Origin of the sequence: Methanothrix sp., from assembly GCF_016706325.1 — an archaeon.
GTDB lineage: Archaea > Halobacteriota > Methanosarcinia > Methanotrichales > Methanotrichaceae > Methanothrix.
Genome location: NZ_JADJJX010000002.1, coordinates 222,755 through 244,353, shown reverse-complemented (window position 1 = coordinate 244,353; position 21,599 = coordinate 222,755). Strand labels below are relative to the sequence as shown.

Below are 21,599 nucleotides of genomic sequence, written 5' to 3'. Positions count from 1 at the left end.
ATTGGAAAAAGATTATCCCCTCAGAGATGGAATAGAGAATTGAGTCTATGAGCCCTGATCTATCCGCCTTCTGGTCCATTCCCTCTGAGGAGCTGCTCAGATCACTTGATGCGCGAGAGGAGGGGCTGGAGGAGGCAGAGGCTCAAAGGAGACTCAAGCAATACAGTGCAAACCGGATCAAACCCCGCAAGAGGTCCAGCTCCATTCATCTGCTGCTGGCTCAGTACAGCAGCCCGATAATTCTATTGCTTATATTTGCCTCTGTACTCTCCTTTTTTCTCCATGAGGTTACAGGTGCCACAATCATCCTCTTCATACTGCTCATAAGCGGCCTGCTGGGCTTTTGGCAGGAGAGAAAGGCGGCGGATGCCATGGACGATCTCCTCTCGATAATCCAGGTCAAAGCCACTGCTCTCAGGGATGGGAAGGATATGGAGGTCCCGGTGGAGAGCATAGTCCCTGGAGATATAATAATATTAAAAGCGGGAGATATAGTCCCTGGAGACTGCCGCATCCTCCAGTCCAAGGATCTTTATCTCAACGAGGCGGCTCTTACCGGGGAGAGCTATCCGGCGGAGAAAATGGAAAGGACGCTGGAGCCGGATACCCCTCTTGCCAGGAGGAACAACAGCCTCTTCTTGGGGACGAATGTGGTAAGCGGGAGCGCCAGAGCGGTGGTGGTTCTCACTGGAAAGGATACCGAATTCGGCAGGGTATCCGGGCGGCTGAAGGTCCGGGAGCCCGAGACAGAGTTCGAACGGGGGATCAGGCACTTCGGCCACATGCTCTTGGAGATAACGATGATACTGGTGGTGGCCATATTCGCCATAAACGTCTACTTCTCCCGCCCCATCATAGACTCTTTTCTCTTTTCCCTGGCCCTGGCAGTCGGCCTGACCCCCCAGCTCCTGCCGGCAATAATCAGCATAAATCTGGCCCATGGAGCAGGTCAGATGGCCGCCCATAAGGTCATAGTCAAGCGCCTGGCATCGATAGAGGATTTTGGGAGCATGAATGTTCTATGCACCGACAAGACTGGTACTTTAACTGAAGGAAGAGTGAGGATGCACTCCGCTCAGGATATTGAGGGCAGGGAGAGCGAGGAGCTCTTCGCCCTGGCCTACATCAACTCCTTCTTTGAGACCGGCTTTTCCAATCCCATCGATCAGGCCATCCTGGGCTTCCGCCAGCCTGAGATCTCCGGCATAAAAAAAATAGATGAGGTACCCTATGATTTCAACCGCAAGCGATTGAGCATCCTGGTATCGATGGGCTCGGAGAAGCTCATTTTGACCAAGGGAGCTCTGGCAAATGTCCTGCAGGTCTGCTCCTCCGCCCTGCTGGGCCAGGAGGTGGTGGATATCTCTCTGGTCGAGGATCGTGTTCAGTCCAGGTTCCAGGATTTAAGCAGCCAGGGATACAGGGTCTTGGGGCTGGCCAAAAAGCTCTCCCAGATCGATGTCCTCCAGGCCAAAGATGAAGAGAACATGACATTTTTAGGCTTTCTCATATTCTACGACCCTCTCAAGGAGGGGATTGAAGAGACCGTCAATGAGCTCTCCCAGATGGGAATTCACCTCAAGATAATAACCGGAGACAACCAGCTCGCGGCGAAGAGTATAGGCAGCAAGATCGGACTATTTAAAGACCGGATCCTGACCGGCGCTGAGATCAATCGGGAGAGCAATGAGGCTCTGCAACAGATAGTGCAGCAGGTGGATATCTTCGCTGAGGTGGAGCCAAACCAGAAGGAGAGGCTTATCCTCGCTCTGCGAAAGAGCGGATGCGTCGTGGGCTATATGGGCGACGGGATCAATGATGCCTCAGCATTGCATGCAGCCGATGTGGGGCTATCTGTGGACGGGGCGGTTGATGTGGCCCGGGAAGCTGCAGATATAGTGCTCCTGGAAAAGGATCTCGGCGTCCTGAAGCAAGGGGTGGTAGAGGGGAGAAAGACCTTCTCCAATACCATGAAGTATGTATTCATGGCCACATCTGCCAACTTCGGGAATATGTTCAGCATGGCCCTGCTCTCTTTATTCCTTCCCTTCCTCCCCCTTCTTCCCACCCAGGTGCTCCTCACCAATCTATTGACCGACCTGCCGGAGATGACCATAGCCAGGGACCGAGTGGACCTGGAATTGATATCTAGCCCCAGGCGCTGGTCGATTGGATTTATCAGGAACTTCATGCTGACCTTTGGCCTTCTCAGCTCCCTTTTCGATTTCATCACCTTTGGCGCCCTGCTATTCCTCCTGCAGGCCAGTGTGGATCAGTTCAGAACCGGCTGGTTTATGGAGTCGGTGATCTCAGCCTGCTTCGTTGTGCTGATCATTCGCACCAGAAGGCCATTTTTCTCCTCCCGGCCGGGAAGGCCCCTGCTGATGATGACCCTTCTATCCGGCGTTCTTGCTCTCCTCTTGCCCTACAGCGGTCTGGCCGATCCCTTCGGTTTTGTATCGGTCCCCCCTCAATTCCTCCTGGTCATATCTCTCATTGTGGGAGCTTACATTGGAGCGGCTGAACTGGCGAAGAGGATCTTCTACCGGATGAACCCTCCTTGAGGCTTCAGGCTTCAGAGAGCTTCCGGCCTTAACCATAGTCGGTCTGGGGAGGCAGGAGCATGGCGGAGGAGAATGAGGAGAATAAGCTGGTCTGATCAGAAGTCCTCCAGGGTCATCTCCTTTCTTCTCTGCACGAGTCTGAGCCCGGCAGACTGCTGATCTCTTGCCGGCATCCTCTGCTGGAATGCTTGCAGATTCTTTCTCTTTGGACAGTACTGGCTGTCATAATAGGCCTGCCAGATGTCATCCATATCAAGAGCGCCCGCATCGCTCCCTTCCTGATTGGCGCCATCTGCATCTTCCCCGTTCTCTTTCTCCGGTATCCTGAGGGCGGCCTTCAGCCTGCCTAAGGTCTCATCCAGTCCCGCTCCCCGGTCTTGCATCATCCTGCCCTGCCAGAGGAGTGCCGTCCAGCTCTCGCTGCCGTATCCCAGCACCACTATCACCCCGGGGTTCCTGCGGGCGAAGTGCTCGCAGATAAGCTCTCCAATCCTATGCCTGGGCTTCATGTAGCCCCACAGGACCTGGCCTCCCAGGGGCTTCAGCCTGATGAAGCCCTTCATCCTGTATATCTCCCCCCTGACAGCGCGGACCATCTTTTTGAGGCGTACGCCCTCCGGATCGGCCGTGAGCTCCAAATCCATGCCCTTGAAGCCCTTCGCCCGGGCGAGGAGCCTTTCGCTTGATTTTGCATGCATCGCCAGGTAGCGGCAATGATCATCCGGGACTCTCATCCAGACCACATCTTCAGAGTGGCATCCCTCCAGCCGTTGATCTTCAAGAAAGGGGCGGCTCTCTTGACCACCACCCCCAGAGCCTCAAGCTCTCTATTGGCCGCGATCCTCCTGGTCTTTCTCAGGGCCACAATCCTCATTGCGCTCCGGGGGCCGATGCCTGGCACCCGGATAAGATCCCGGTAGGGGGCCTCATTGGGGTCTAAAGGAGAGTCCAAAAGCTCCCTGGCTATGGCCAGCTTGGGATCGGAGTTGAAGAGAAAGCCCTCCTCATCAAATGCCCACTTGATATCCCCGGGCGGGAAATGGTAGACCCTAATGAGCCAGTCCATCTGATAGAGACGGTGCTCTCGCCAGAGGGGCTGGCCCTTGCGGGACTCGAAGGCCGTCCCCTTCTGAGGAGAAAAGGCGCTGAAGTAGGTGCGCCTCACTCCGATCTCTCTGTACTCGTACAGAATCCTATCAAGGATATCCTGATCGCTCTCTCCTGCAGCACCCACCACCAGCTGGGTGGTCTGGCCGGCGGGAAGGTTCTCCTCCCCTCTCAGGTCGCGAATATACCTCTGCCTTTTCAGGATATCATTCTCGTAGCTCTTTGTGGCACAGATCTCATCCAACTGAGAGGCGCTTGCAGCCTCCAGGTTTATGCTCACCCGATCCGCCAGCTCCATAGCCTCTTTAATATGGGCCTGGGAGGAGCCAGGAAGAATCTTGAGATGGATGTATCCGGAGAAGCCGTACCGCCTTCGCAGCCTCTCCAGCGTTTCCAGCATCTTCTCCATGATCAGATCCTCATTCCTGCCCGCGCCTGAGCTGAGAAATAGCCCTTCGATGTAGTTGGAGCGATATAAGGAGAGGGTGACCCTTGCCAGCTCATCAGGGGTGTAGGAGAAGGTCTGAACTCTGTGGCTGCAGTTGGTGGAATTGATGCAGTAGTTGCACTGATGGCTGCAGTGATTGGTGTAAAGGGTCTTGAATAGGCTCACACATCTGCCATCCTGGGTGAAGGCATGACAGATTCCGGGAAGAGGGGATTTCCGGGGGGAATAGGTGGATGCGCATACATCATGCCGGGTCCCCTCACCAAGGATGGAGAGCTTCTCCAGGTCTATATTGCTGCCCGGGCTGAGGGAGTCGACCGAGCCGAAGGAGTCAAATTGGCAATCAGATGCCAGGTGAGCGATCTTCTCCAGGGTGACCATTCAGAAATAATTGGGGTTTATGGATTATAACCGATGTGCCTGTGGAGCGAAAGTGAGAGGAAAAAAGCTATTGAGACAGATGATGATTATGATGGTGTTCCACATCAGAACGGGCCTGTAGCCCCATCATCCCCCCATCGATCCCATTTATTCCCATCATCGAGAGAATCATCCCCCATCGGGCCAATCATCTATCATCAAGCGCCAATCACCGAGCGGTCGCTGCTTGCCTCAGTTTTGGCCTAACGATCTCCTGATCAGAGATCTCGCCCCGGATGAACTTCTCTACCATCTCCCGTGCCAGCTCATCTGGATATTGCACTGGAGGATGCTTCATGGTATAGGCAGATATAGCCAGCAGCGGCCCGCCCACCTTCCTGTCCTTGGCCAGCTTGCAGATCCTGATGGCATCGATGGCGCTCCCTCCGCTATTGGGTGAGTCCTCAACCGATAGGCGCAGCTCGAGATTGATGGGGGTGTCACCGAAGATTCTGCCCTCCATTCTCAGGAAGCAGACCTTGTTGTCCCTCTGCCAGGGCACATAATCAGAGGGGCCGATATGAATATCATCATCACATAGGGGGCTGTCCAGGATGGACTGCACCGCCTCGGTCTTGGATATCTTCTTGGACTTGAGCCTCTCGCGATTGAGCATATTCAAAAAGTCAGTGTTGCCGCCGATGTTAAGCTGATAAGTCCTGTCCATGAGGCAGGCCCGGTCCTTGAAGAGCTGGGTCAGAGCACGGTGTACAATAGTCGCTCCTATCTGGGATTTTATGTCATCGCCCACGATTGGAACCCCTGCCTCCTGGAATTTCTTCTCCCATTCGGGATTGGATGCTATAAATACGGGCATGCAGTTGACAAATCCCACCCCGGCATCAAGAGCGGCCTGAGCATAGAATCTTGTGGCCTCCTCCGATCCAACGGGCATGTAGTTTACCAGCACATCGGCACCGCTCTCCACCAGCTCCCGGCTGACGTCCACCGGTTCAGCATCAGCCACCATAAACCTTCTCTCTTCAGGATAATTCATCATGTGAGGGGCAACGCCATCCAGGACCGGCCCCATCTTGACCTTGACATTTTTTATGGGGACATCTGGATAGAAGACATGGGTGCAATTGGGCTTGGCAAATATGGCCTGGCTCACATCTTTTCCTACCTTTCGGGCGTCTATGTCGAATGCCGCGACGATATCAATATCACCAGCTCTATAGCCATCGATATCATAATGCATCAGCCCGATGCAATCCTCTTTGCCAATATGTCTGTAATATTCAATACCCTGAACTAGGGAGCTTGCGCAGTTTCCTATGCCCGCGATTGCCAACCTTATCTTCTTCAACCTCTTTTCCCCTCCTGGGTCATGTGAAGCCTGGAGACCTGAGTTAGGATTCGGAGTTTCGTATAAAGGCAGGACATATTTAACGTTATAGGCTTTGATGATTATGCCCCGCCCCGGAATCCTGGTGAGCTCAAGTCCGATTAATCCTAAAGGGAAGCCGTTATGGAGCGCAGAGTCTCGCCGATCTGCTCCTCCAGCCTCTCCCTGCCCTGATCACTATCCTCATACACTATGCTTTCTATTCTTGGAATATCGACCAGGTATTTTGAGCCTTGCGGGTGAATGAGGATGGTATCCTTGCCCAGGGTATGAGCGATGCCCAGGCTGTACATGACCTGGGGGTCAGTTCCCGTCAGATCAGCCAAGATCACTGCTGCTTGATTGATACGCTGCCACATATTACGAACGGCTGCCTTCCCGTTCCTGATATCTTCGCTCTCCTCGCCTGATAGGCCGCTGGCCTCTACTGCTCTCCTGATCCGATCGGCATTCTCTCTCGCCTTTTCATCACGGGGAAGGAGCAATAGAATGTTCCCAGGCTGCATAGGATGAATGGCCTGGCCGAATATCGGCCTGGTGCGTATCAGGCTCAGGAGCTGAGCCAGCCTCAGGAACTCAGCATCGATATGTTTTGAGGCAATCTCCTGCAGGGAGCTATGCCTCTGCTCAGTGCTCTTCTCTAATAGATCGGCGGGAAGCTGGATTATAAAAGCATCCTCAAAATTGAACTCCCATCTAGCGCTGCTGGCTACCTTCTGAAGGGTCATTGATGTATCCGGCCTATGATAGTAGCCTGCAATCCGGTTCTCCATCCTGAACTGGCCCAGGATAAAGAGCGAGTCTCGGTCAAGGATGAACACTATACTGCACGGCAACTGGATTCTGGCAATTCCCCTCTGAAGATGGCGTTCATCGACCAGAGAATCGAGAATGGCCAAGAACTCATCGGCGATTCGGTCCACTCTCTCCCTCAGCTCTGGTGGCATATCGCCGCTCATTATCCTGGTAGCATCGAATGGCATAGAAGGTAATTCTCTTATGGGCTTAAAGTAGGTTTCCGGCCAGAGGGGCGATTCGATCAGGGCTATGGTGTATGGTGAGAGGGGCATCAAGAAAAAAAGCTCAGTGTGGTCTGCTGGCTTTTCAGCTCCTCCCTGAGAAGGTCGCTTTGGCGGATGAACTGCTTTACGGGAAGCTCAAGCCGGGTGGATACATATCCCAGTGCTGCTTTGAGGCTTTCGAACTCAAGGGGCTTCTTTTGCATTGCATTTCTCACGTTCTCCCTGACATTGAACACCCCCAGCGGCACATAACCTCTATAGGCTTCCCTGAGGATTATCGCTCCTGCCTGCTTCTTCTCTCTCGCCAGCGCCTCCAGGACTGCCATCTTGCAGGAGTAGTAGCATCCCCCCACCCGGGAGTAGCCTCTCTTGCCGCTGTTGCCCTCAAAATCAGAGAACATCAGCTCCTCATTGCCCATGATGTGTAAGAAGGCCTCCATCCACTCATACTGCCATGTGGTGGGAAGAAGAATAACTGCATAGTAGTTGTTCAGGCCGGCAGACTCCCTCACCTGGCAGCAGTCAATAGGGTCATAGTCTCTGACACTGCCAAGAAGGCGGTCGCCTAAAATGCTGTCGCAGGCGGTGATGGACCAGCGGGTGGGAACCAGCCTCCTCCTCTTTTTTGTGCCCATGGCCCCAACAGAGAAGGCTTTCTGGATGCTGGAGAAGGGCAGGCCGCTGTGGTGGAGATCCTCTACTGCATCTGCCGCCTTCAGATCCCCATCGTAGTAAACCTTCTCTAGATCCCGGTCCCATCTGCTGTTGCCGATCTCAAATCTCTCCAGAGGAGCACTGGGGCCGAATGGGGTATGCTCATCGCTAAACGACATCCCTCTGGGAGCCTGAATGAACTGCGCCTCGCTCTCTATTGAGGAGGCAGAGAGGGAGATGTCGCGAAGCATCTCCGAAAAGCGGCAGTCAAGCTCTGTGACCTTCACCTCTCTTTTGCCCCTTATCAGGTTCAACCGGTATCTTATGATCTCTTCTTGGGATTTCTTCTCCGGTATCCAGGACTCAGGTCGGTCCATGATCATTGTATCCCCATGCTGCGGAGAGATCATGGGTCCGGCATAGACGCGGGGATAGTTCCAACTGCCAATGAAGACTGAAGGGGGTGTACTGCCCTCAAGCTCCCTTCCCACATCCTGTGAGGGGATGTACATGCTGGCGGTCAATTTTTTCAAATAGGCTTCCTTGCCTTTGATCACAGATATCCGGTCAGGTATGATTCGAATAAAAGTATGATGGATGCAGAGCGAATGTGTCTCATGTGCCTCATGCAATGTGTCTCATGTGTCTCATGTAATGTCTCGTATAGATTTTATCAGGAAAATGCAACGTTATTACAGGAGGCCTTGTTATCTAATTCAATAAACCGTTCTTCTTTTAAATGAGGCTTTAACCTTAGCCAAGGTGGTGCCAGCCACCTTGGCTAGGATGTGATAAGCTTGGGCGCAGTTTTAGCCATGGCTATGGCATAACCTACCACATCGTAATGGTGCCTAGGTACAGAATATTCTACGATAGGCAGTTAAAAAGGATGCGAGTTGATCTTAGAAATTTTTGCATGGACAAGGCTACAAGATTCATGCAATGGAAATTGTAGGGACACGCCCCCACCCCGCGCCGCCCCCCCCTGTTTATTTAAATATATTTAATTTTCAGGATGGAAAAGGACGGAGCAGCATTTCCCCTCCTTCAGGGTGGGAATGAAAATGGAGTCCTTCCGGGTATGCCTTGTGCCGGGATCCATTCTCATGCCTCATGGGTGCCTGATCAGGCATGACGATTTCGATCCAACAATAACTATTTAAAGTAATAATGTGATACATATTTAGGTAATGGAGAATGTATGATTATAAGCTGCAGGCATCTCATCATCCCACCAACCATTCCATCATCCTGAGCTGGGTGACCCAATGTAAGTTAGCGGAGGGTTTGGATGCCTGCAGGTGGTTTTATAATCGGCCTCTCCAGGACCTGAATGAAGCAAGAGAAAAAGACATCAAACTCAAGACCCGCGATACCCAGAACATGATTCCTTCTCTGAAGCTCGTGAATCCAAGGTTGAATCTGCTCTATTCCAAAGTCCTACAGATTGTGAACTGTCACATCAAAGATGTCATAATTAGGATCGGCTGGCTGGGAGATGATCTCCTTCAGAAGTCATCTTGCACCTATATCAATGACTTTGATCTCATCTGTGCTGGGGATCTTGATATCAAGGGTCTAGAAGAGAAAGGCCCTAACAGTGATATGCATCGCTGTATTCATGATGCGTCCTGGTCAGAGCTCATATTCACGCTTTCGCACAAGGCTCAAGGCGCTGGCCGGAAGCTGATGAAGGTGGATCTCAAAGATGCCACTAAATGGTGTTCTGCCTGGGGAAGCATCGGAAAAAAAGATTCGTCAATACGATCACATGAGTGCCCTTATTGCGGCTCCTCCTGTGATCGAGAGAGCAATGCTTCCATGAACATACTCATCACAGGGATGGAACAGCCCGTAGTGCCCATAGAACCAAAACTGCTACATCGCATATCAGTGATGCAAGCTTTGGCGATGAAGTGGGAAGCTGCGCCCTTCAGGACGCAGTAGTTCACAACTTTCAGAGGTGATCCTAGATGAAATTGACTGCATTAGCAATAGCATTGATCATGCTACTTTGCACTGCATCGCAAGGCCAGATGACAGCTTACTCCACCACCACAACGGGGGGTGCGCCCATTCCGGCGGCGCCCGCCAGCCCCGAGGCCATTGGAGTGGAGATTCCGACATCTATTACGACATCCGCCCAGGCCCCCTCTGTGCAGGAGAGCGGTCAGACCTTAATGAGGTCAACTGAGCAGGCCGCCTATTCCTCCGCCCCCCAGGGCCTGAGATCCACTGCCACCAGCCCGACTTACCCCAAGGCGACCTATCCACCAGGAGCGGTCTCTCAAAACAACCTCTATATCTCCTATGCTCCTCAGACCGTCGCCGGATGCTACCTTTATGCCAACCTGCCATTATGGATGCAGATCTCGGGAAGGGGCAGCATCTGGTTTTATGAGTGGTATCCAAATGGAGCGCTGGTCACCAATTATGCCGGAAATGTCTACAATCCAGGCTGGTATAAGAGATGGTTCTTCGCCGATGTTCCTGGCTGGCACATCCTCCAGTTCTACTGCAACGGCTGGAGCAACTATGCCTACATCTACGTCAGCGGCCCAAGTCATTGGGTGAGCCCCAATCCTGCCCCCAGCCCTTCGCCCTATCCCTATCCATATCCCTATTCGTACCGTGAGGAGCCGATGATATCCGTCTACAGCTATTCATCCTCCTCCTCCGTCCAGCTAGGCAGCTCCTATAAGTGAGCTGTGAGGCATGAGGATGCAGCATCGAATAGGCTGGAGGTGTTCTTAGAGGCCTCAAGAGAAAAAAAACCGCCGAGAATCTCCGAGGGCAGAACTGTTCCCAAGAGCGGGACCGACCCCAAGAATTCGCTTGCAGCTACTTGAGCTGCAGGTGATATTTTCTCCCAGGCTATTATTTTTATAATTTAATTTCATATTTTTATCCCTTTGTGATAGTCACTGATTTCCTTTGTAATAATCACTTATTTATCTACCCAAGATAATTTTCAGATTTAAAGTGATTTTATGAGTCTCGAACATGTAGCCGGCAGGGATGTGGGCAAGGTCATGCTGTATGCATTGAGCACCTGCATCTGGTGCAAGAAGACAAAAGAATACCTCTCTTCAAAGAACGTCGCTTTCGACTACATTTATGTGGACCTTTTGAAAGGCGAGGAGAGGACAAAGGCCATTGCCGATCTAAGGAAGTATAATTCCAGCACCTCATTTCCCACCCTTGTGGTCGGAGAGAAGGTGATCGTAGGCTTTCGGGAGAAGGAGATCGAGGAGGCTCTGGGAATATGAGCGAGTCTGATGAGCCCACGCAGGAGGAGATAGAGCAGTTGTACTCCCGCCTGGCCAAGGATGCAAAGCAGGGGGGGTACAACCTCAACCCTGATGTGGATTTTGTCAAGGGCCTGGTGAAGGGGCTGATTGTGAACACGCAGCGGTACGGCTATCAGGCCTGCCCCTGCCGGCTGGCTGAAGGGGATAAGTCCCTGGATCTGGATATCATCTGCCCCTGCGACTATAGAGATGCGGATATCACCGATTTTGGGGCTTGCTACTGTGCTCTATATGTCTCCAATGCCGTCCTGAAGGGGGAGGAGGAGTTGAGGTCCATCCCCGAGAGGAGGCCATCACTGGAGGAGAGGCAGAGATTGCAGGCCAGGAAACAGGCATCAGGAGCAGAGGCCGGATTGCCTGGCCAGAAGCTATCCTATCCCGTCTGGAGGTGTGTTGTCTGCGGCTATCTCTGCGGCAGAGAGGCTCCTCCCGAGATCTGCCCCATCTGCAAAGCGGGCAAGGAGAGATTTGAGAGGTTCATTTAAGGCTGATGAGAGCTGAGGGCTGTTCATGGTGGAAGGAAAAAGGGCAGATCTGAAGGTGGGAGGGATGATGTGTGCCGCCTGCACATCAGCCGTCGAGAAGGCCCTCCTGAACCTGGATGGAGTCTCCCGGGTCCAGGTCAATCTGGGAAGCGAGAGCGCTGCAGTGGAGTATGATCCCAGGAAGCTGAAGCTCGTTGATATCGAGGGCGTGATTCGCGATCTGGGCTACGAGGTGATCGACCAGCAGGCCATCTTGAAGATAGGAGGAATGGCCTGTGCCATGTGCGTCGGGGCTATAGAAGCAGCCCTGAGCAACCTGGATGGCGTGGTGGAGGCCAGGGTGAACCTGGCGGCGGAAAAGGCCTATGTCACCTATAATCCCAGCATGGTCGGCCTGCAGGAGATGAAGAAGGCCATCATCGACTCCGGGTACCAGTTCCTGGGAGTTGCCGGAGAGGAGACGGAAGAGGCAGCAAAAAGAGAACAGGAGCTTCGGGAGAAGGACCTCTCCGAGAAAAAGCAAAGGATAATCATCGGCTTTGCGGCCAGCATTCTTCTCATGGCCATGATGCATCTTCCTCTCCATCAGATCATCCCCCCCTGGATATTCACTGCCCTGCCCAATCCCATGAACCTGATCATGCTGGTGGTATCCCTCCCTGTCTTCGCCTATGTCAGCTATCCCATCTTCAAGGCCGCCCTGAGGGCTCTCTCCAATCGAACCCTGGACATGGATGTCATGTACGGCATGGGCATCGGGGTGGCCTACGTCTCCAGCATTCTGGGGACATTCAATATCGTTCTCACCCCTGACTTCATGTTCTATGAGACAGCAGTGATGCTCGCCACCTTCCTGACTTTAGGCCGCTACCTGGAGGCCAATGCCAAGGGCCGCACCTCCGAGGCCATCAGGAACCTGGTGGGGTTGCAGCCGAGGAAGGCTACAATCCTGAGAGGGGGTAGGCAGATCGAGGTGACGGCAGAAGAGGTCATGGTAGACGACCTGGTCTTAGTCCGGCCGGGAGAGAAGGGTTCCAGCAGACGGCCTGGTGGTGGAGGGAGAAAGCTACGTGGATGAGTCCATGATCACTGGAGAGCCCATCCCCGCCTTCAAGTCCGCCGGCGAGAAGGTGGTTGGCGGGACCCTCAACAAGAACGGCTCTCTGACCTTCAGGGCTACCCGGGTGGGAAAGGATACCGTCCTGGCGGGGATCATAGCACTGGTCCAGGAGGCGCAGGGCTCAAGGCCTGCTATGCAGAGGATTGCAGACCGGATGGTGGTTTACTTCATCCCCACCATCCTGACAATCGCTGCTGCGGCATTTGTCTACTGGTATCTCATTGCCCACAATACCCTTCTATTCTCTTTAACTGCGCTCATATCCGTCCTGGTGGTGGCCTGTCCCTGTGCCCTGGGGCTGGCCTCACCCACGGCAATAACTGTGGGGATTGGAAGAGGAGCTGAGCTGGGTATTTTGGTCAAGAGCGGCGAGGCTTTGGAGGCGGCAGACAGGCTGAGCCTGGTGGCATTTGATAAGACCGGGACCCTGACTGTGGGCCGACCGGATGTAGTCGATCTCTTCGCTCTCGGGATGGATGAGAGAGAGCTGCTCCTCTTTGCCGCCTCGGCGGAGAGGCCCAGTGAGCATCCATTGGCTGAGGCGGTGGTCCGCCGGGCCCAGGAAGAGGGGCTTGATCTCATTCCAGCAGAGCAGTTCCGGGCCCTCCCTGGAAAGGGGGTGGTTGCCAGAGTTGACGGAAAGAGAGTGGTGGCAGGAAACCGGATCCTCTTCGGGGAGATGAATATCGATTTTCCTGATGACCTCCTCCAGAAGGCGGCTGCTTATGAGGAGGAGGGAAAGACGGCCATGCTGCTGGCTGTGGAAGGCAGGGAGGGCATGGATGGCAGGGCGGGGGGCGTCCTGGCCATATCCGACCAGCTGAAGGACTCGGCTGCTTCTGCGATCGAGGAGCTGAAGGGGATGGATCTGGAGGTGGTGATGATCACCGGAGACAATCCCCGCAGCGCGGCCAGGGTGGCAGAGAGGATTGGCATTCAAAAGACCCTGGCTGAGGTCCTGCCTGAGGAGAAGGCTCATGAGGTGCGCAGGCTGAGGGAGGCGGGAAGCCGGGTGGGCTTTGTGGGAGACGGGATCAATGATGCCCCCGCTCTGGCAGAGGCGGATGTGGGAATAGCCATAGGCAGCGGCACTGACGTGGCTATTGAGACCGGGGATGTCGTGCTGATGAAAGATGACCTCCTGGATGCTGTGGCTGCTATTCAACTCAGCCGCAAGGTCATATCCAGAATCAAGCTGAACATCTTCTGGGCCTTCGCCTACAATGCCCTGCTGGTTCCAGTGGCTGCAGGGGCTCTTTACCCTGTTTACGGCATCACCTTCCGGCCGGAGCTGGCCGGACTTGCCATGGCCCTCTCCTCTGTGACTGTGGTCACCCTCTCCCTGCTGCTCAAAAGGTATGTGCCTCCAGCAACGAGACAGAAAGCCATCAGGATTGAGGGCACTGGGGGATGAAGAGGATGGCAATCGATCCAGTATGCGGGATAGAGTATGCGGGATAGAGTATGTGAGATGGGTCTAACAGGAAGAGGGCGAGGCTTGCTTGCCCTTCATCTCTCTGTGGTTGGATTGAACCGCGACTGACCGGTTCGCCGCCCTGCTCATCGCCTCTATCCCTTTCGTCCGCTGGTTGCCGGCGCGGCCGCCCTGCTTTTGCATTGAGTTCCCGATCTTCTATCCCCATCTCAATGGCATTTCACACTCCCAGTGCCAGCCGCAGGGTGTTTCGCACCGCCGGGGCCAGGCCCAGGGTGATCAAGGCCAGCTTGGTGAGGTTTCTCAAGGATCGGTCCTCAATGGTCTTGTCGATCAGGGCAAGGGCGGGCAGGAGCACCAGCAGCTTCAGGGGGAACATCACTGCCGCCGTTCCAGTAAGGTCGATGAGGAATGTGGGGACGACGTGCTTTTCATAGTAGCCAAACCAGTCTACTCCCAAATAGGTTGAGCTGGCATCAAGCATATGGGCGTAGATGATCGTCCGGTTGAATCCATCGTCCAGGAAGGAGAGAGCGGGCAGAGCCCGGCGGCAGAGGAGCAATCCTCCAGCCAGGGCGGAGCCCAGGAGGAATACCGCCCCGATGACCCAGCCGTTCTCCAGGCCCACCCCACTGAGCAATATGAGATTGAGCAGAGTCCAGACAAATCCTATGGCGGCGTAGCAGTGGTGGAACTGTTCCCCCAGAAGCCTTCTGGTGATGACCAAGGATCCGGCTGTGACCAAGAAGACCAGGAAGAAGATGATGGGGGTGATCAAGAGATAGCTCCAGGGCGGCTCGATCAGCCTTGCATCCTCGACCACCCTCAAGCTCGATCCCGCCAGGATGTAGGGCAGGGTGGATAAGACCAGCCGCTCGTCCATCACCAGGTTATAGCGGCGAAAGAGCCTCACCAGTCCAAGTACGGCCAGTCCCAGCAGCAGCCCCCAGGTGATCGTGTCCACCGGGTTGTAGCTGGTGTCATAGATTATGGGGTGGATGTAGTATCTGTATATCCAATCGGTTATATTCCAGCCTGCTGCATTCCATTCTGCTATATCCCAGCCAGACGCATTCCATTCTGCTATATCCAGCCTCCTGAATCGATCACATCATGCCATTGCCCTCTCTCGTATTTCAGCCGATCGAAGGGCTTGCAAAAAGTATTTATATTGCAGAACCCCTAGCATGCTTGTCCATTTTCTGATTTTAGCTGAGGTAATTGAATGGTCGAGGTGTTCAAAGGTACAACTACGGTAGGTGTACTCTGTGATGGAGGTGTGGTCCTTGCATCGGAGAGCCGTGCTACCATGGGCAGCTTCATAGCCAGCAGCCAGGCCAAGAAGATATATCAGATCGACGACCTGGTAGCTATGACCACTGCGGGAGGTGTAGGTGATGCCCAGTCTCTGGTCCGGATGGTTCAGGTGGAGGCCAGGCTCTATAAGATGCAGAGGGGCGAGGGGATGACGGTCAAGGCCGTCTCCACCATGCTTGCCAATATACTCTCATCCAGGCGATACTATCCCTTCATGGTTCAGTTGATCATGGGCGGCGTGGATAGATATGGCCCCAGGATCTATTCTCTTGATGCCCTGGGAGGCCAGATAGAGGAACGGAGGATCGTCGCTACAGGCTCCGGCTCTCCAGTCGCCTATGGAGTATTGGAGGCCATGTACAAACCTGAAATCAGCGTCGAGGAGGGCACAATCCTCGCGGCCAGGGCAATTCGCAATGCTCTGAAGCGGGATTCAGCCTCCGGCGATAAGATCGAGCTCGTTAGGATTACAGATAAATATGAGGAGGTAGGCGAGCCGGAGTACACGGAGATAATGAATATCATTTAATCTTTTTTGGAAGTGTAATATTGTCGGTGGAAGAAGTACTTTTTGAGCTCAAACGCAAGGTGCAGAGCAAGCTGCCCCCGGAGATAAACGTCACGGGGCTGGAGTTCGAGGGCCCGGAGCTGGTCATATACACCGATGATCCCAGGAAGCTGGCAGATGATGGCGAGATCATAAGAAATCTCGCCAAAGAGCTTCGCAAGAGAGTGGTGGTCCGGCCTGACCTGAAGGTATTGGCAGACCCTGAAGCAGCAATAATCAAGATTCAGGAGGTGGTGCCCAAAGAGGCTGTCCTCACCAACTACTACTTCGATGGCGAGACCGGAGAGGTGCAGATCGAGGCGGAGAAGCCTGGGCTGGTGATCGGCCGCCATGGCGCCACCCTGCGAGAGATAACAAAGCTCATCGGCTGGACGCCAAAGGTGGTCAGAACCCCGCCGGTGAGATCTGCGACCATAGCCAATATCAAGGATTACCTGCGCAGCGTACAGAGCGAGAGAAAGAGCATCCTGCGCACTGTGGGCAGGAAGATCCATCGGGATATCGCCTCCAAGGATCAGTGGGTTAGAATAACCACCCTGGGCGGCTGTCGCGAGGTGGGAAGGAGCTGTATGCTTCTCTCCACACCAGAGTCCAGGATCATCATCGACTGCGGAATAAATGTGGGATCGGATGATTCAGCCACCCCTTACCTCTATGTGCCCGAGGTCTATCCCTTAAACCAGATCGATGCCGTAGTCCTGACCCATGCTCATCTGGACCATGCCGGCCTTGTTCCAATGCTCTATAAGTACGGCTATGAGGGCCCCATCTACTGCACCCCTCCCACCCGGGATCTTTTCGTTCTATTGCAACTGGATTATATCGAGATCGCCGGTCGAGAAGGGAACCGTCTTCCCTACGACTCAGGGATGATTCGCGAGGCGCTGAAGCATACCATCACCCTCAATTATGGTGATGTTACCGACATTGCTCCCGATACCAAGCTGACCATGCACAACGCCGGGCATATCCTGGGCTCATCCATAGCTCATTTCCATATCGGTGACGGCCTGTACAATGTGGCCTTCACTGGAGACTTTAAGTTCGAGAGGACCAGGCTCTTCGATCCGGCGGTATGCAACTTCCCCCGCCTGGAGACCCTGGTGACCGAGGCCACCTACGGGGGGGCGAACAGCCTTCAGCCCTCTCGCAAGGAGGCGGAGGTAAATCTGATCAAGGTGGTGCGGGAGACCATCAACCGGAGGGGCAAGGTCATCATCCCCGCCTTCTCTGTGGGCCGCAGCCAGGAGGTTATGGTCGTCTTGGAGGAGGCCATCAGAAAGAAGGTGATCGATGAGGTGCCGGTCTGCCTGGATGGCATGATCTATGAGGCCACTGCCATTCATACCACCTATCCTGAGTATCTCAATAGCGATCTGCGGGATCTGATATTCCATAAGGGCATCAATCCATTCCTGGCGGAGTGCTTTGTGCAGGTGGAGTCTCCCAAGCAGAGGACGGAGATAGTAGAGGGGCCGCCCTGTGTGATCCTGGCCACCAGCGGCATGCTCAATGGTGGGCCGGTGATCGAGTATCTCAAGCGCCTGGGCCCGGATGAGAAGAATACCCTGGTCATCGTCGGCTATCAGGCGGAGGGGACCTTGGGCAGGCGGATCCAGAAGGGCTGGAAGGAGGTTCCGCTATCTGTGGATGGAAAGACCCAAACGGTTAAGATCAACCTGGAGGTGACCACAGTCGATGGCTTCTCCGGCCACTCCGATCGCCAGCAACTGATGGAGTACATACGGCGCATCTATCCCAAGCCGGGCCGGGTCCTGACCAACCACGGCGAAGAGGGCAACTGCCTGGATCTGGCCAGCTCCATCTATAAGAGATTCCGCATTCCCACCATGGCTCCCATGAACCTGGAGACGATCAGGCTGATCTGATCCTCAAAAGCTTTATCAAAGAAAAGACATAATGTCAATCCCGGTTATCTCTGCGAGGTTCTAGTGACTGGAAAAAGAACACGGATCATCAATGATCCATCAGATCTGGTTCCATTATTGCAGGCCTTCGGCTCAGCCGTCCACAAAAAGGTGTTCGATGAACTGAGCCGGGAATGGCACACTGAGCGGGAGCTGGTTGACCTTTTTGGCGATGAGGCAGGTGTTCACAGAAGCATAGCTCTCCTGCGCAAGAGCGGCCTGATAGAGACGAAATGGAGGGTGCCGGAGCCCGGCGCCAGCCCGGAGAAGGAGTATCATTCCACCTACTCCCGCATCCAGGCCAACTTCGGGGCGACCATGGAGGATCTGAGCGAGCTGATCAGTCTCACCTTCATGTCCGATGAGGAGCTCCGGGAGGCAACTGAGGATCTGCAGAAGATGGTCAACAAAGGCAATCGATCGCTTTCCAACCTCTCCCGGGAGCTGGGACTCAGTCAGGTCTTCATTCGTGGCGTGGCCAAGAGGGCAGAAGGCCTGGCGGTGCGAGGGCAGAGGATAGAGCCCTATGAAGAGGATTTCTGATGGTCAATGTTCTGCAGAGTAAGAGGGAAAGCTCCCGTTTTCAGATTTTAGTAGAGATCGCCGCCCATCAGCCCAACCTCCGCCAAAAGGAGGTGGCAGACAAGCTGGGTGTCACCCCTCAGGCGATCTCAGAGTACATCAAGGAGCTGGTGGCAGACGGCCTGGTCACCACCGACGGCCGGATGCGTTACAGCATCACCAAAGAGGGGGTGGAGTGGCTGCTGGAGAATGCTGCCGAGCTGAAGCGATATGCTCGAGTGGTGATGGAGGAGATAATCAGCCATGTATCCGTCTGGACAGCGATAGCCGAATCCGAGCTGGCCGAGGGAGAGAGGGTCTCTTTAGAGATGAGAAATGGTCTATTGTATGCCAACAGGAGAGAGGATATCGAGGCCAGCGGGACGGTCATCGCCAGCGTCTGCGCAGGAGAGGATGTGGGCGTATCAGACCTGAAGGGAATGATAAGCCTGGAGGAGGGGAGGGTGACCCTGTGCAAGGTCCCTCGAGTGCAGATGGGGGGATCGAGAGGCATTGACCTGGCGATCTTAAAGAGACTGCTCTCGGAGGAGAGGATGGTGGGATGCCTGGGGGTTGAGGCCCTGGTGGCTTTGAGAAAAGCCGGACGGGAGCCGGATGTTCTCTTTGGAGCCAAGGAGTTCGCAGTGGAGGCGGCATATCATGGCATCAGCTCTCTGGTGGTGAGCGTGGACGAGCAGATTCCCAGCCTTCTCACCCGTCTGGAGTCCGAGGGTCTGAAGTACGAGCTGGTAGACCTCACCCTTGATTGAACTGGATGCGCAGATCCAAATATGACTTTTCAGGTTCTTGCCCAGGCGGACAGATCTCGCATACTTCTTCTGCCCCAAAGCGGGAATAATGTCCTCTTTGAGGGCCAGTTGCGATTGAAGGATATGCCTCAGGGTCCACGGGTCTTCAAGTTCCTGGTCAGAAAAAAGAATGAAGGGGAGAGGTATCTTCCTCCGGAGGATGCCGTAAGGTTGCTTCGTAAAGCGGCGGCCATCTACCTCGTGCGGGGAGATGGGGCACTGGAAAAGAAGTTCCAGGAGCTGTTGGACTCCTATCAGCTCTCCTATCGTTTCGTCCAGGTATGCGGCCACTGCCTGGGGCAGAAGAGGGTGACCTATGTGGGGCAGGATGCCATAACCTACAAAGGAGCCCGGATCTGTGAGAACTGTGCAGCTGCAGAGCTTCTCAGAGAGGCCGATTTTCATCATCTGAGCCGCCCCGCCCGGTCTCATCTGGCCCGGATTCTGAAGAAGAGACGAATCCTGGATGATGTCATCGGCCTGCTATCTTTGCAGAGGCTCCAGCCGGAGCTGACCCGGTTTGACCTCATTCCCGCGAGCCAGGAGGATTCCAGCCTACCCCTGGATTCAATCGAACTGCCTGCCCCCCTCAAGGAGCTGTTGCGCCGCCGGCTGACCAAGCTCCTGCCCGTTCAGTCCAGGGCGATCTCGGCTGGCCTCCTGGAGGGAAGAAGTCAACTGGTCGTCTCCGCCACTGCTACTGGCAAGAGCCTGATCGGCGAGATGGCGGGGGTCAAGAATCTTCTGCAGGGAAAGGGCAAGCTCCTCTTTCTGGTCCCCCTGGTGGCCCTGGCCAACCAGAAGTATGATCAGCTCTCTGCCTATAATGAGCTGGGCTTTCAGACCTCCATCCGGGTGGGAACAAGCCGCATCCGTCTGGGGAAGAGCAGGAGGATTGCTCAGAGGCTGGACGCCGATATCATCGCCGGGACCTATGAGGGCATCGATCAGGTGATCCGCACAAAAAAGAGCCTGGGGCGGGTGGGAACGGTGGTGATAGATGAGGTGCATATGCTGGAGGATGCTGAACGGGGCCACCGTCTGGCGGGACTGATCGCCCGCCTGAGAAATGCCGCTCCGGAGGCGCAGTTCATCTTTCTCTCCGCCACAGTGGGAAATCCGGGGGCTCTGGCCAGGCGGCTGGATGTAGCCTTGGTGGAGTATGAGGTGCGGCCGGTGCCCATTGAACGCCATCTCATCTTCTCTGCGGGAAAGGAGAAGAGAAAGCTCCTGCGGGAGCTGGCTGCTCAGGCGGAGAGGCTGACCTCGTCCACCGGCTACCACGGCCAGACCATCATCTTCACCAACTCTCGCAAAAACTGCTATAATCTCGCTCAGGCCATACCCGGGGCGGCAGCCTATCATGCCGGCCTGCAGTACCCTGAGAGGAAGAGGATTGAGGAGCTATTTGGCCAGGGAAAGATCAGTACAGTGGTGACGACGGCTGCTTTGGCGGCTGGGGTGGACTTTCCTGCCTCTCAGGTGGTCTTCGAGTCCCTGGCCATGGGCATCAACTGGCTAAATGTGCACGAGTTCAACCAGATGCTGGGAAGGGCAGGCAGGCCGGGCTATCATGACCTGGGATTGGTTTATATCCTGGCCGAGCCGGGCCGCCGCTTCAGCTCCGGCCGGGGGGAGTCAGAGGATGAGGTGGCCCTCGCCCTTCTGCATGGCGCTATGGAGGATGTGGCCCCGGAGTTCTCTGATGAGCAGCAGCAAGAGGAGGTCTTGGCAAATGCAGTGGCTGCCCGGTCTCGCCAGGAGCTGGAGAGGCTGCATCATCTGACTCTGGGCCTGGATGACCTGGACAGCACTCTGCGTTCTCTGGAGAGGGGCGGTCTGATCAGAGGTTTTGAGCCCACCCGCTTGGGGGCGGCAGCCGCGGCCCATTTTCTCACCCCGGACCAGGCAGATATCATCGCCCGGATGATCGGCAAAGGCAGATCTGCTCTGGAGGTGGCAGTGGAGCTGGAGGGCTTTGAGGCCCTCTATTTGAAGTTTGCTGAGCATATATCCACCAAGCTGCGTATGCAGATCTCCCAGAGGGCAATGCACGGCTCATTCCTGGATCTATTAAGCAGCTCCGATATCAACCAGCTGGAAAGGAAGATTCAGAGGTACTGTCTGGACTTCATCCGCGACTTTCTCCGCTGCAGCTGCAAAGAGTCTCCCTATTGCGGCTGCGTCCAAAAGAGCATATCACTGTCCATCCTCGATCTGCGAGCAGAGGGCAATAGCCCGGAGGAGATAATCAACTCCTTCAGCGATCGATATGGTATGTATGCCTACCAGGGCGATCTGATCAATTACTTAGACCAGATGGTGCGTTATCTGGAGGCGATAGAATCTGTTGCCGGTGTGCTGGAAAAGCCAGAGGTTGCAGCGGAGGCAAAACAATGGAAGAGGAGGATCGAAGGCGAGTAGAATTTAGTTCGCAAAAAACCACATTGGTTGGGCCAATATGAGCAGGACTGAATCATTTGCTCCTCAGAATTATTGCTG

18 protein-coding genes are annotated in these 21,599 nt (G+C 54.7%); 12 read left to right on the top strand and 6 right to left on the bottom strand.

Annotated elements, in window-relative coordinates; genetic code table 11:
- Positions 1-47 precede the first annotated feature (47 nt).
- The gene (mgtA, locus tag IPI63_RS10820) at positions 48-2,564 is read left to right on the top strand and encodes a magnesium-translocating P-type ATPase (RefSeq protein WP_292478394.1); all 2,517 of its coding nucleotides are present in this window, start codon (positions 48-50) and stop codon (positions 2,562-2,564) included.
- Positions 2,565-2,659: 95 nt separating this feature from the next.
- On the opposite strand, the gene IPI63_RS10815 is transcribed toward mgtA, so the two are convergent.
- From IPI63_RS10815 to IPI63_RS10795, 5 genes are all read right to left on the bottom strand, one after another.
- On the bottom strand, positions 2,660-3,298 hold the full coding sequence (locus tag IPI63_RS10815; RefSeq protein ID WP_292478392.1) for a DUF4130 domain-containing protein: 639 nt from the start codon (positions 3,296-3,298) through the stop codon (positions 2,660-2,662).
- Positions 3,295-4,500, bottom strand: coding sequence for a radical SAM protein (locus tag IPI63_RS10810; RefSeq protein WP_292478391.1), 1,206 nt, complete (start codon positions 4,498-4,500; stop codon positions 3,295-3,297). The genes IPI63_RS10815 and IPI63_RS10810 overlap by 4 nt, the downstream gene beginning before the upstream one ends.
- A gap of 208 nt (positions 4,501-4,708) precedes the next feature.
- A complete protein-coding gene (locus IPI63_RS10805; RefSeq protein ID WP_214080021.1) occupies positions 4,709-5,848 on the bottom strand; it encodes an inositol-3-phosphate synthase in 1,140 nt (379 codons plus the stop codon).
- 146 nt (positions 5,849-5,994) lie between these two features.
- Positions 5,995-6,870, bottom strand: coding sequence for a hypothetical protein (locus IPI63_RS10800; RefSeq protein ID WP_292478390.1), 876 nt, complete (start codon positions 6,868-6,870; stop codon positions 5,995-5,997).
- An 86-nt stretch (positions 6,871-6,956) separates the two neighbouring features.
- A complete protein-coding gene (locus tag IPI63_RS10795; RefSeq protein ID WP_292478389.1) occupies positions 6,957-8,120 on the bottom strand; it encodes an Nre family DNA repair protein in 1,164 nt (387 codons plus the stop codon).
- A gap of 730 nt (positions 8,121-8,850) precedes the next feature.
- Between IPI63_RS10795 and IPI63_RS10785 the strand changes: the two genes are divergently transcribed.
- From IPI63_RS10785 to IPI63_RS10760, 6 genes are all read left to right on the top strand, one after another.
- Positions 8,851-9,510, top strand: coding sequence for a transposase (locus IPI63_RS10785; protein WP_292478387.1), 660 nt, complete (start codon positions 8,851-8,853; stop codon positions 9,508-9,510).
- A gap of 89 nt (positions 9,511-9,599) precedes the next feature.
- Positions 9,600-10,268, top strand: coding sequence for a hypothetical protein (locus IPI63_RS10780; protein ID WP_292478386.1), 669 nt, complete (start codon positions 9,600-9,602; stop codon positions 10,266-10,268).
- A gap of 285 nt (positions 10,269-10,553) precedes the next feature.
- On the top strand, positions 10,554-10,832 hold the full coding sequence (locus tag IPI63_RS10775) for a glutaredoxin family protein (protein ID WP_292478385.1): 279 nt from the start codon (positions 10,554-10,556) through the stop codon (positions 10,830-10,832).
- Positions 10,829-11,359 carry a ferredoxin-thioredoxin reductase catalytic domain-containing protein gene (locus IPI63_RS10770; RefSeq protein ID WP_292478384.1) on the top strand — a complete coding sequence of 177 codons (531 nt, stop codon included), beginning with the start codon at positions 10,829-10,831 and terminating at the stop codon, positions 11,357-11,359. The genes IPI63_RS10775 and IPI63_RS10770 overlap by 4 nt, the downstream gene beginning before the upstream one ends.
- Positions 11,360-11,384: 25 nt before the next feature.
- A complete protein-coding gene (locus IPI63_RS10765; protein ID WP_292478383.1) occupies positions 11,385-12,437 on the top strand; it encodes a copper ion binding protein in 1,053 nt (350 codons plus the stop codon).
- Positions 12,409-13,893 carry a heavy metal translocating P-type ATPase gene (locus IPI63_RS10760; RefSeq protein ID WP_292478381.1) on the top strand — a complete coding sequence of 495 codons (1,485 nt, stop codon included), beginning with the start codon at positions 12,409-12,411 and terminating at the stop codon, positions 13,891-13,893. Before IPI63_RS10765 ends, IPI63_RS10760 begins: the two co-directional genes overlap by 29 nt.
- Before the next feature lie 241 nt (positions 13,894-14,134).
- Here the strand turns inward: IPI63_RS10760 and IPI63_RS10755 are convergent, their stop codons facing one another.
- Entirely contained in the window at positions 14,135-14,929 is a 795-nt protein-coding gene (locus IPI63_RS10755; RefSeq protein WP_292478651.1) for a DUF63 family protein, read from the bottom strand.
- A 210-nt stretch (positions 14,930-15,139) separates the two neighbouring features.
- Here IPI63_RS10755 and psmB point away from each other — a divergent pair, with 210 nt between their 5' ends.
- From psmB to IPI63_RS10730, 5 genes are all read left to right on the top strand, one after another.
- Complete coding sequence (gene psmB, locus IPI63_RS10750; RefSeq protein ID WP_214064538.1) at positions 15,140-15,760, top strand: archaeal proteasome endopeptidase complex subunit beta; 621 nt, start codon at positions 15,140-15,142, stop codon at positions 15,758-15,760.
- 20 nt (positions 15,761-15,780) lie between these two features.
- The gene (locus tag IPI63_RS10745) at positions 15,781-17,688 is read left to right on the top strand and encodes a beta-CASP ribonuclease aCPSF1 (RefSeq protein ID WP_366850987.1); all 1,908 of its coding nucleotides are present in this window, start codon (positions 15,781-15,783) and stop codon (positions 17,686-17,688) included.
- 63 nt (positions 17,689-17,751) lie between these two features.
- Positions 17,752-18,270, top strand: coding sequence for an ArsR family transcriptional regulator (locus IPI63_RS10740; RefSeq protein WP_292478379.1), 519 nt, complete (start codon positions 17,752-17,754; stop codon positions 18,268-18,270).
- Complete coding sequence (locus tag IPI63_RS10735; protein ID WP_214064541.1) at positions 18,270-19,058, top strand: MarR family transcriptional regulator; 789 nt, start codon at positions 18,270-18,272, stop codon at positions 19,056-19,058. The genes IPI63_RS10740 and IPI63_RS10735 overlap by 1 nt, the downstream gene beginning before the upstream one ends.
- A 21-nt stretch (positions 19,059-19,079) precedes the next feature.
- On the top strand, positions 19,080-21,521 hold the full coding sequence (locus IPI63_RS10730; RefSeq protein ID WP_292478378.1) for a DUF5814 domain-containing protein: 2,442 nt from the start codon (positions 19,080-19,082) through the stop codon (positions 21,519-21,521).
- The last annotated feature ends 78 nt before the right edge of the window (positions 21,522-21,599 follow it).

Coding starts and splice junctions, on each gene's coding strand:
- IPI63_RS10815 (WP_292478392.1), bottom strand. CDS start 3,298: ATGAGAGTCCCGGATGATCATTGCCGCTACCTGGCGATGCATGCAAAA.
- mgtA (WP_292478394.1), top strand. CDS start 48: ATGAGCCCTGATCTATCCGCCTTCTGGTCCATTCCCTCTGAGGAGCTG.
- psmB (WP_214064538.1), top strand. CDS start 15,140: ATGGTCGAGGTGTTCAAAGGTACAACTACGGTAGGTGTACTCTGTGAT.
- IPI63_RS10775 (WP_292478385.1), top strand. CDS start 10,554: ATGAGTCTCGAACATGTAGCCGGCAGGGATGTGGGCAAGGTCATGCTG.
- IPI63_RS10770 (WP_292478384.1), top strand. CDS start 10,829: ATGAGCGAGTCTGATGAGCCCACGCAGGAGGAGATAGAGCAGTTGTAC.
- IPI63_RS10735 (WP_214064541.1), top strand. CDS start 18,270: ATGGTCAATGTTCTGCAGAGTAAGAGGGAAAGCTCCCGTTTTCAGATT.
- IPI63_RS10780 (WP_292478386.1), top strand. CDS start 9,600: ATGACAGCTTACTCCACCACCACAACGGGGGGTGCGCCCATTCCGGCG.
- IPI63_RS10810 (WP_292478391.1), bottom strand. CDS start 4,500: ATGGTCACCCTGGAGAAGATCGCTCACCTGGCATCTGATTGCCAATTT.
- IPI63_RS10800 (WP_292478390.1), bottom strand. CDS start 6,870: ATGCCATTCGATGCTACCAGGATAATGAGCGGCGATATGCCACCAGAG.
- IPI63_RS10765 (WP_292478383.1), top strand. CDS start 11,385: ATGGTGGAAGGAAAAAGGGCAGATCTGAAGGTGGGAGGGATGATGTGT.
- IPI63_RS10730 (WP_292478378.1), top strand. CDS start 19,080: ATGACTTTTCAGGTTCTTGCCCAGGCGGACAGATCTCGCATACTTCTT.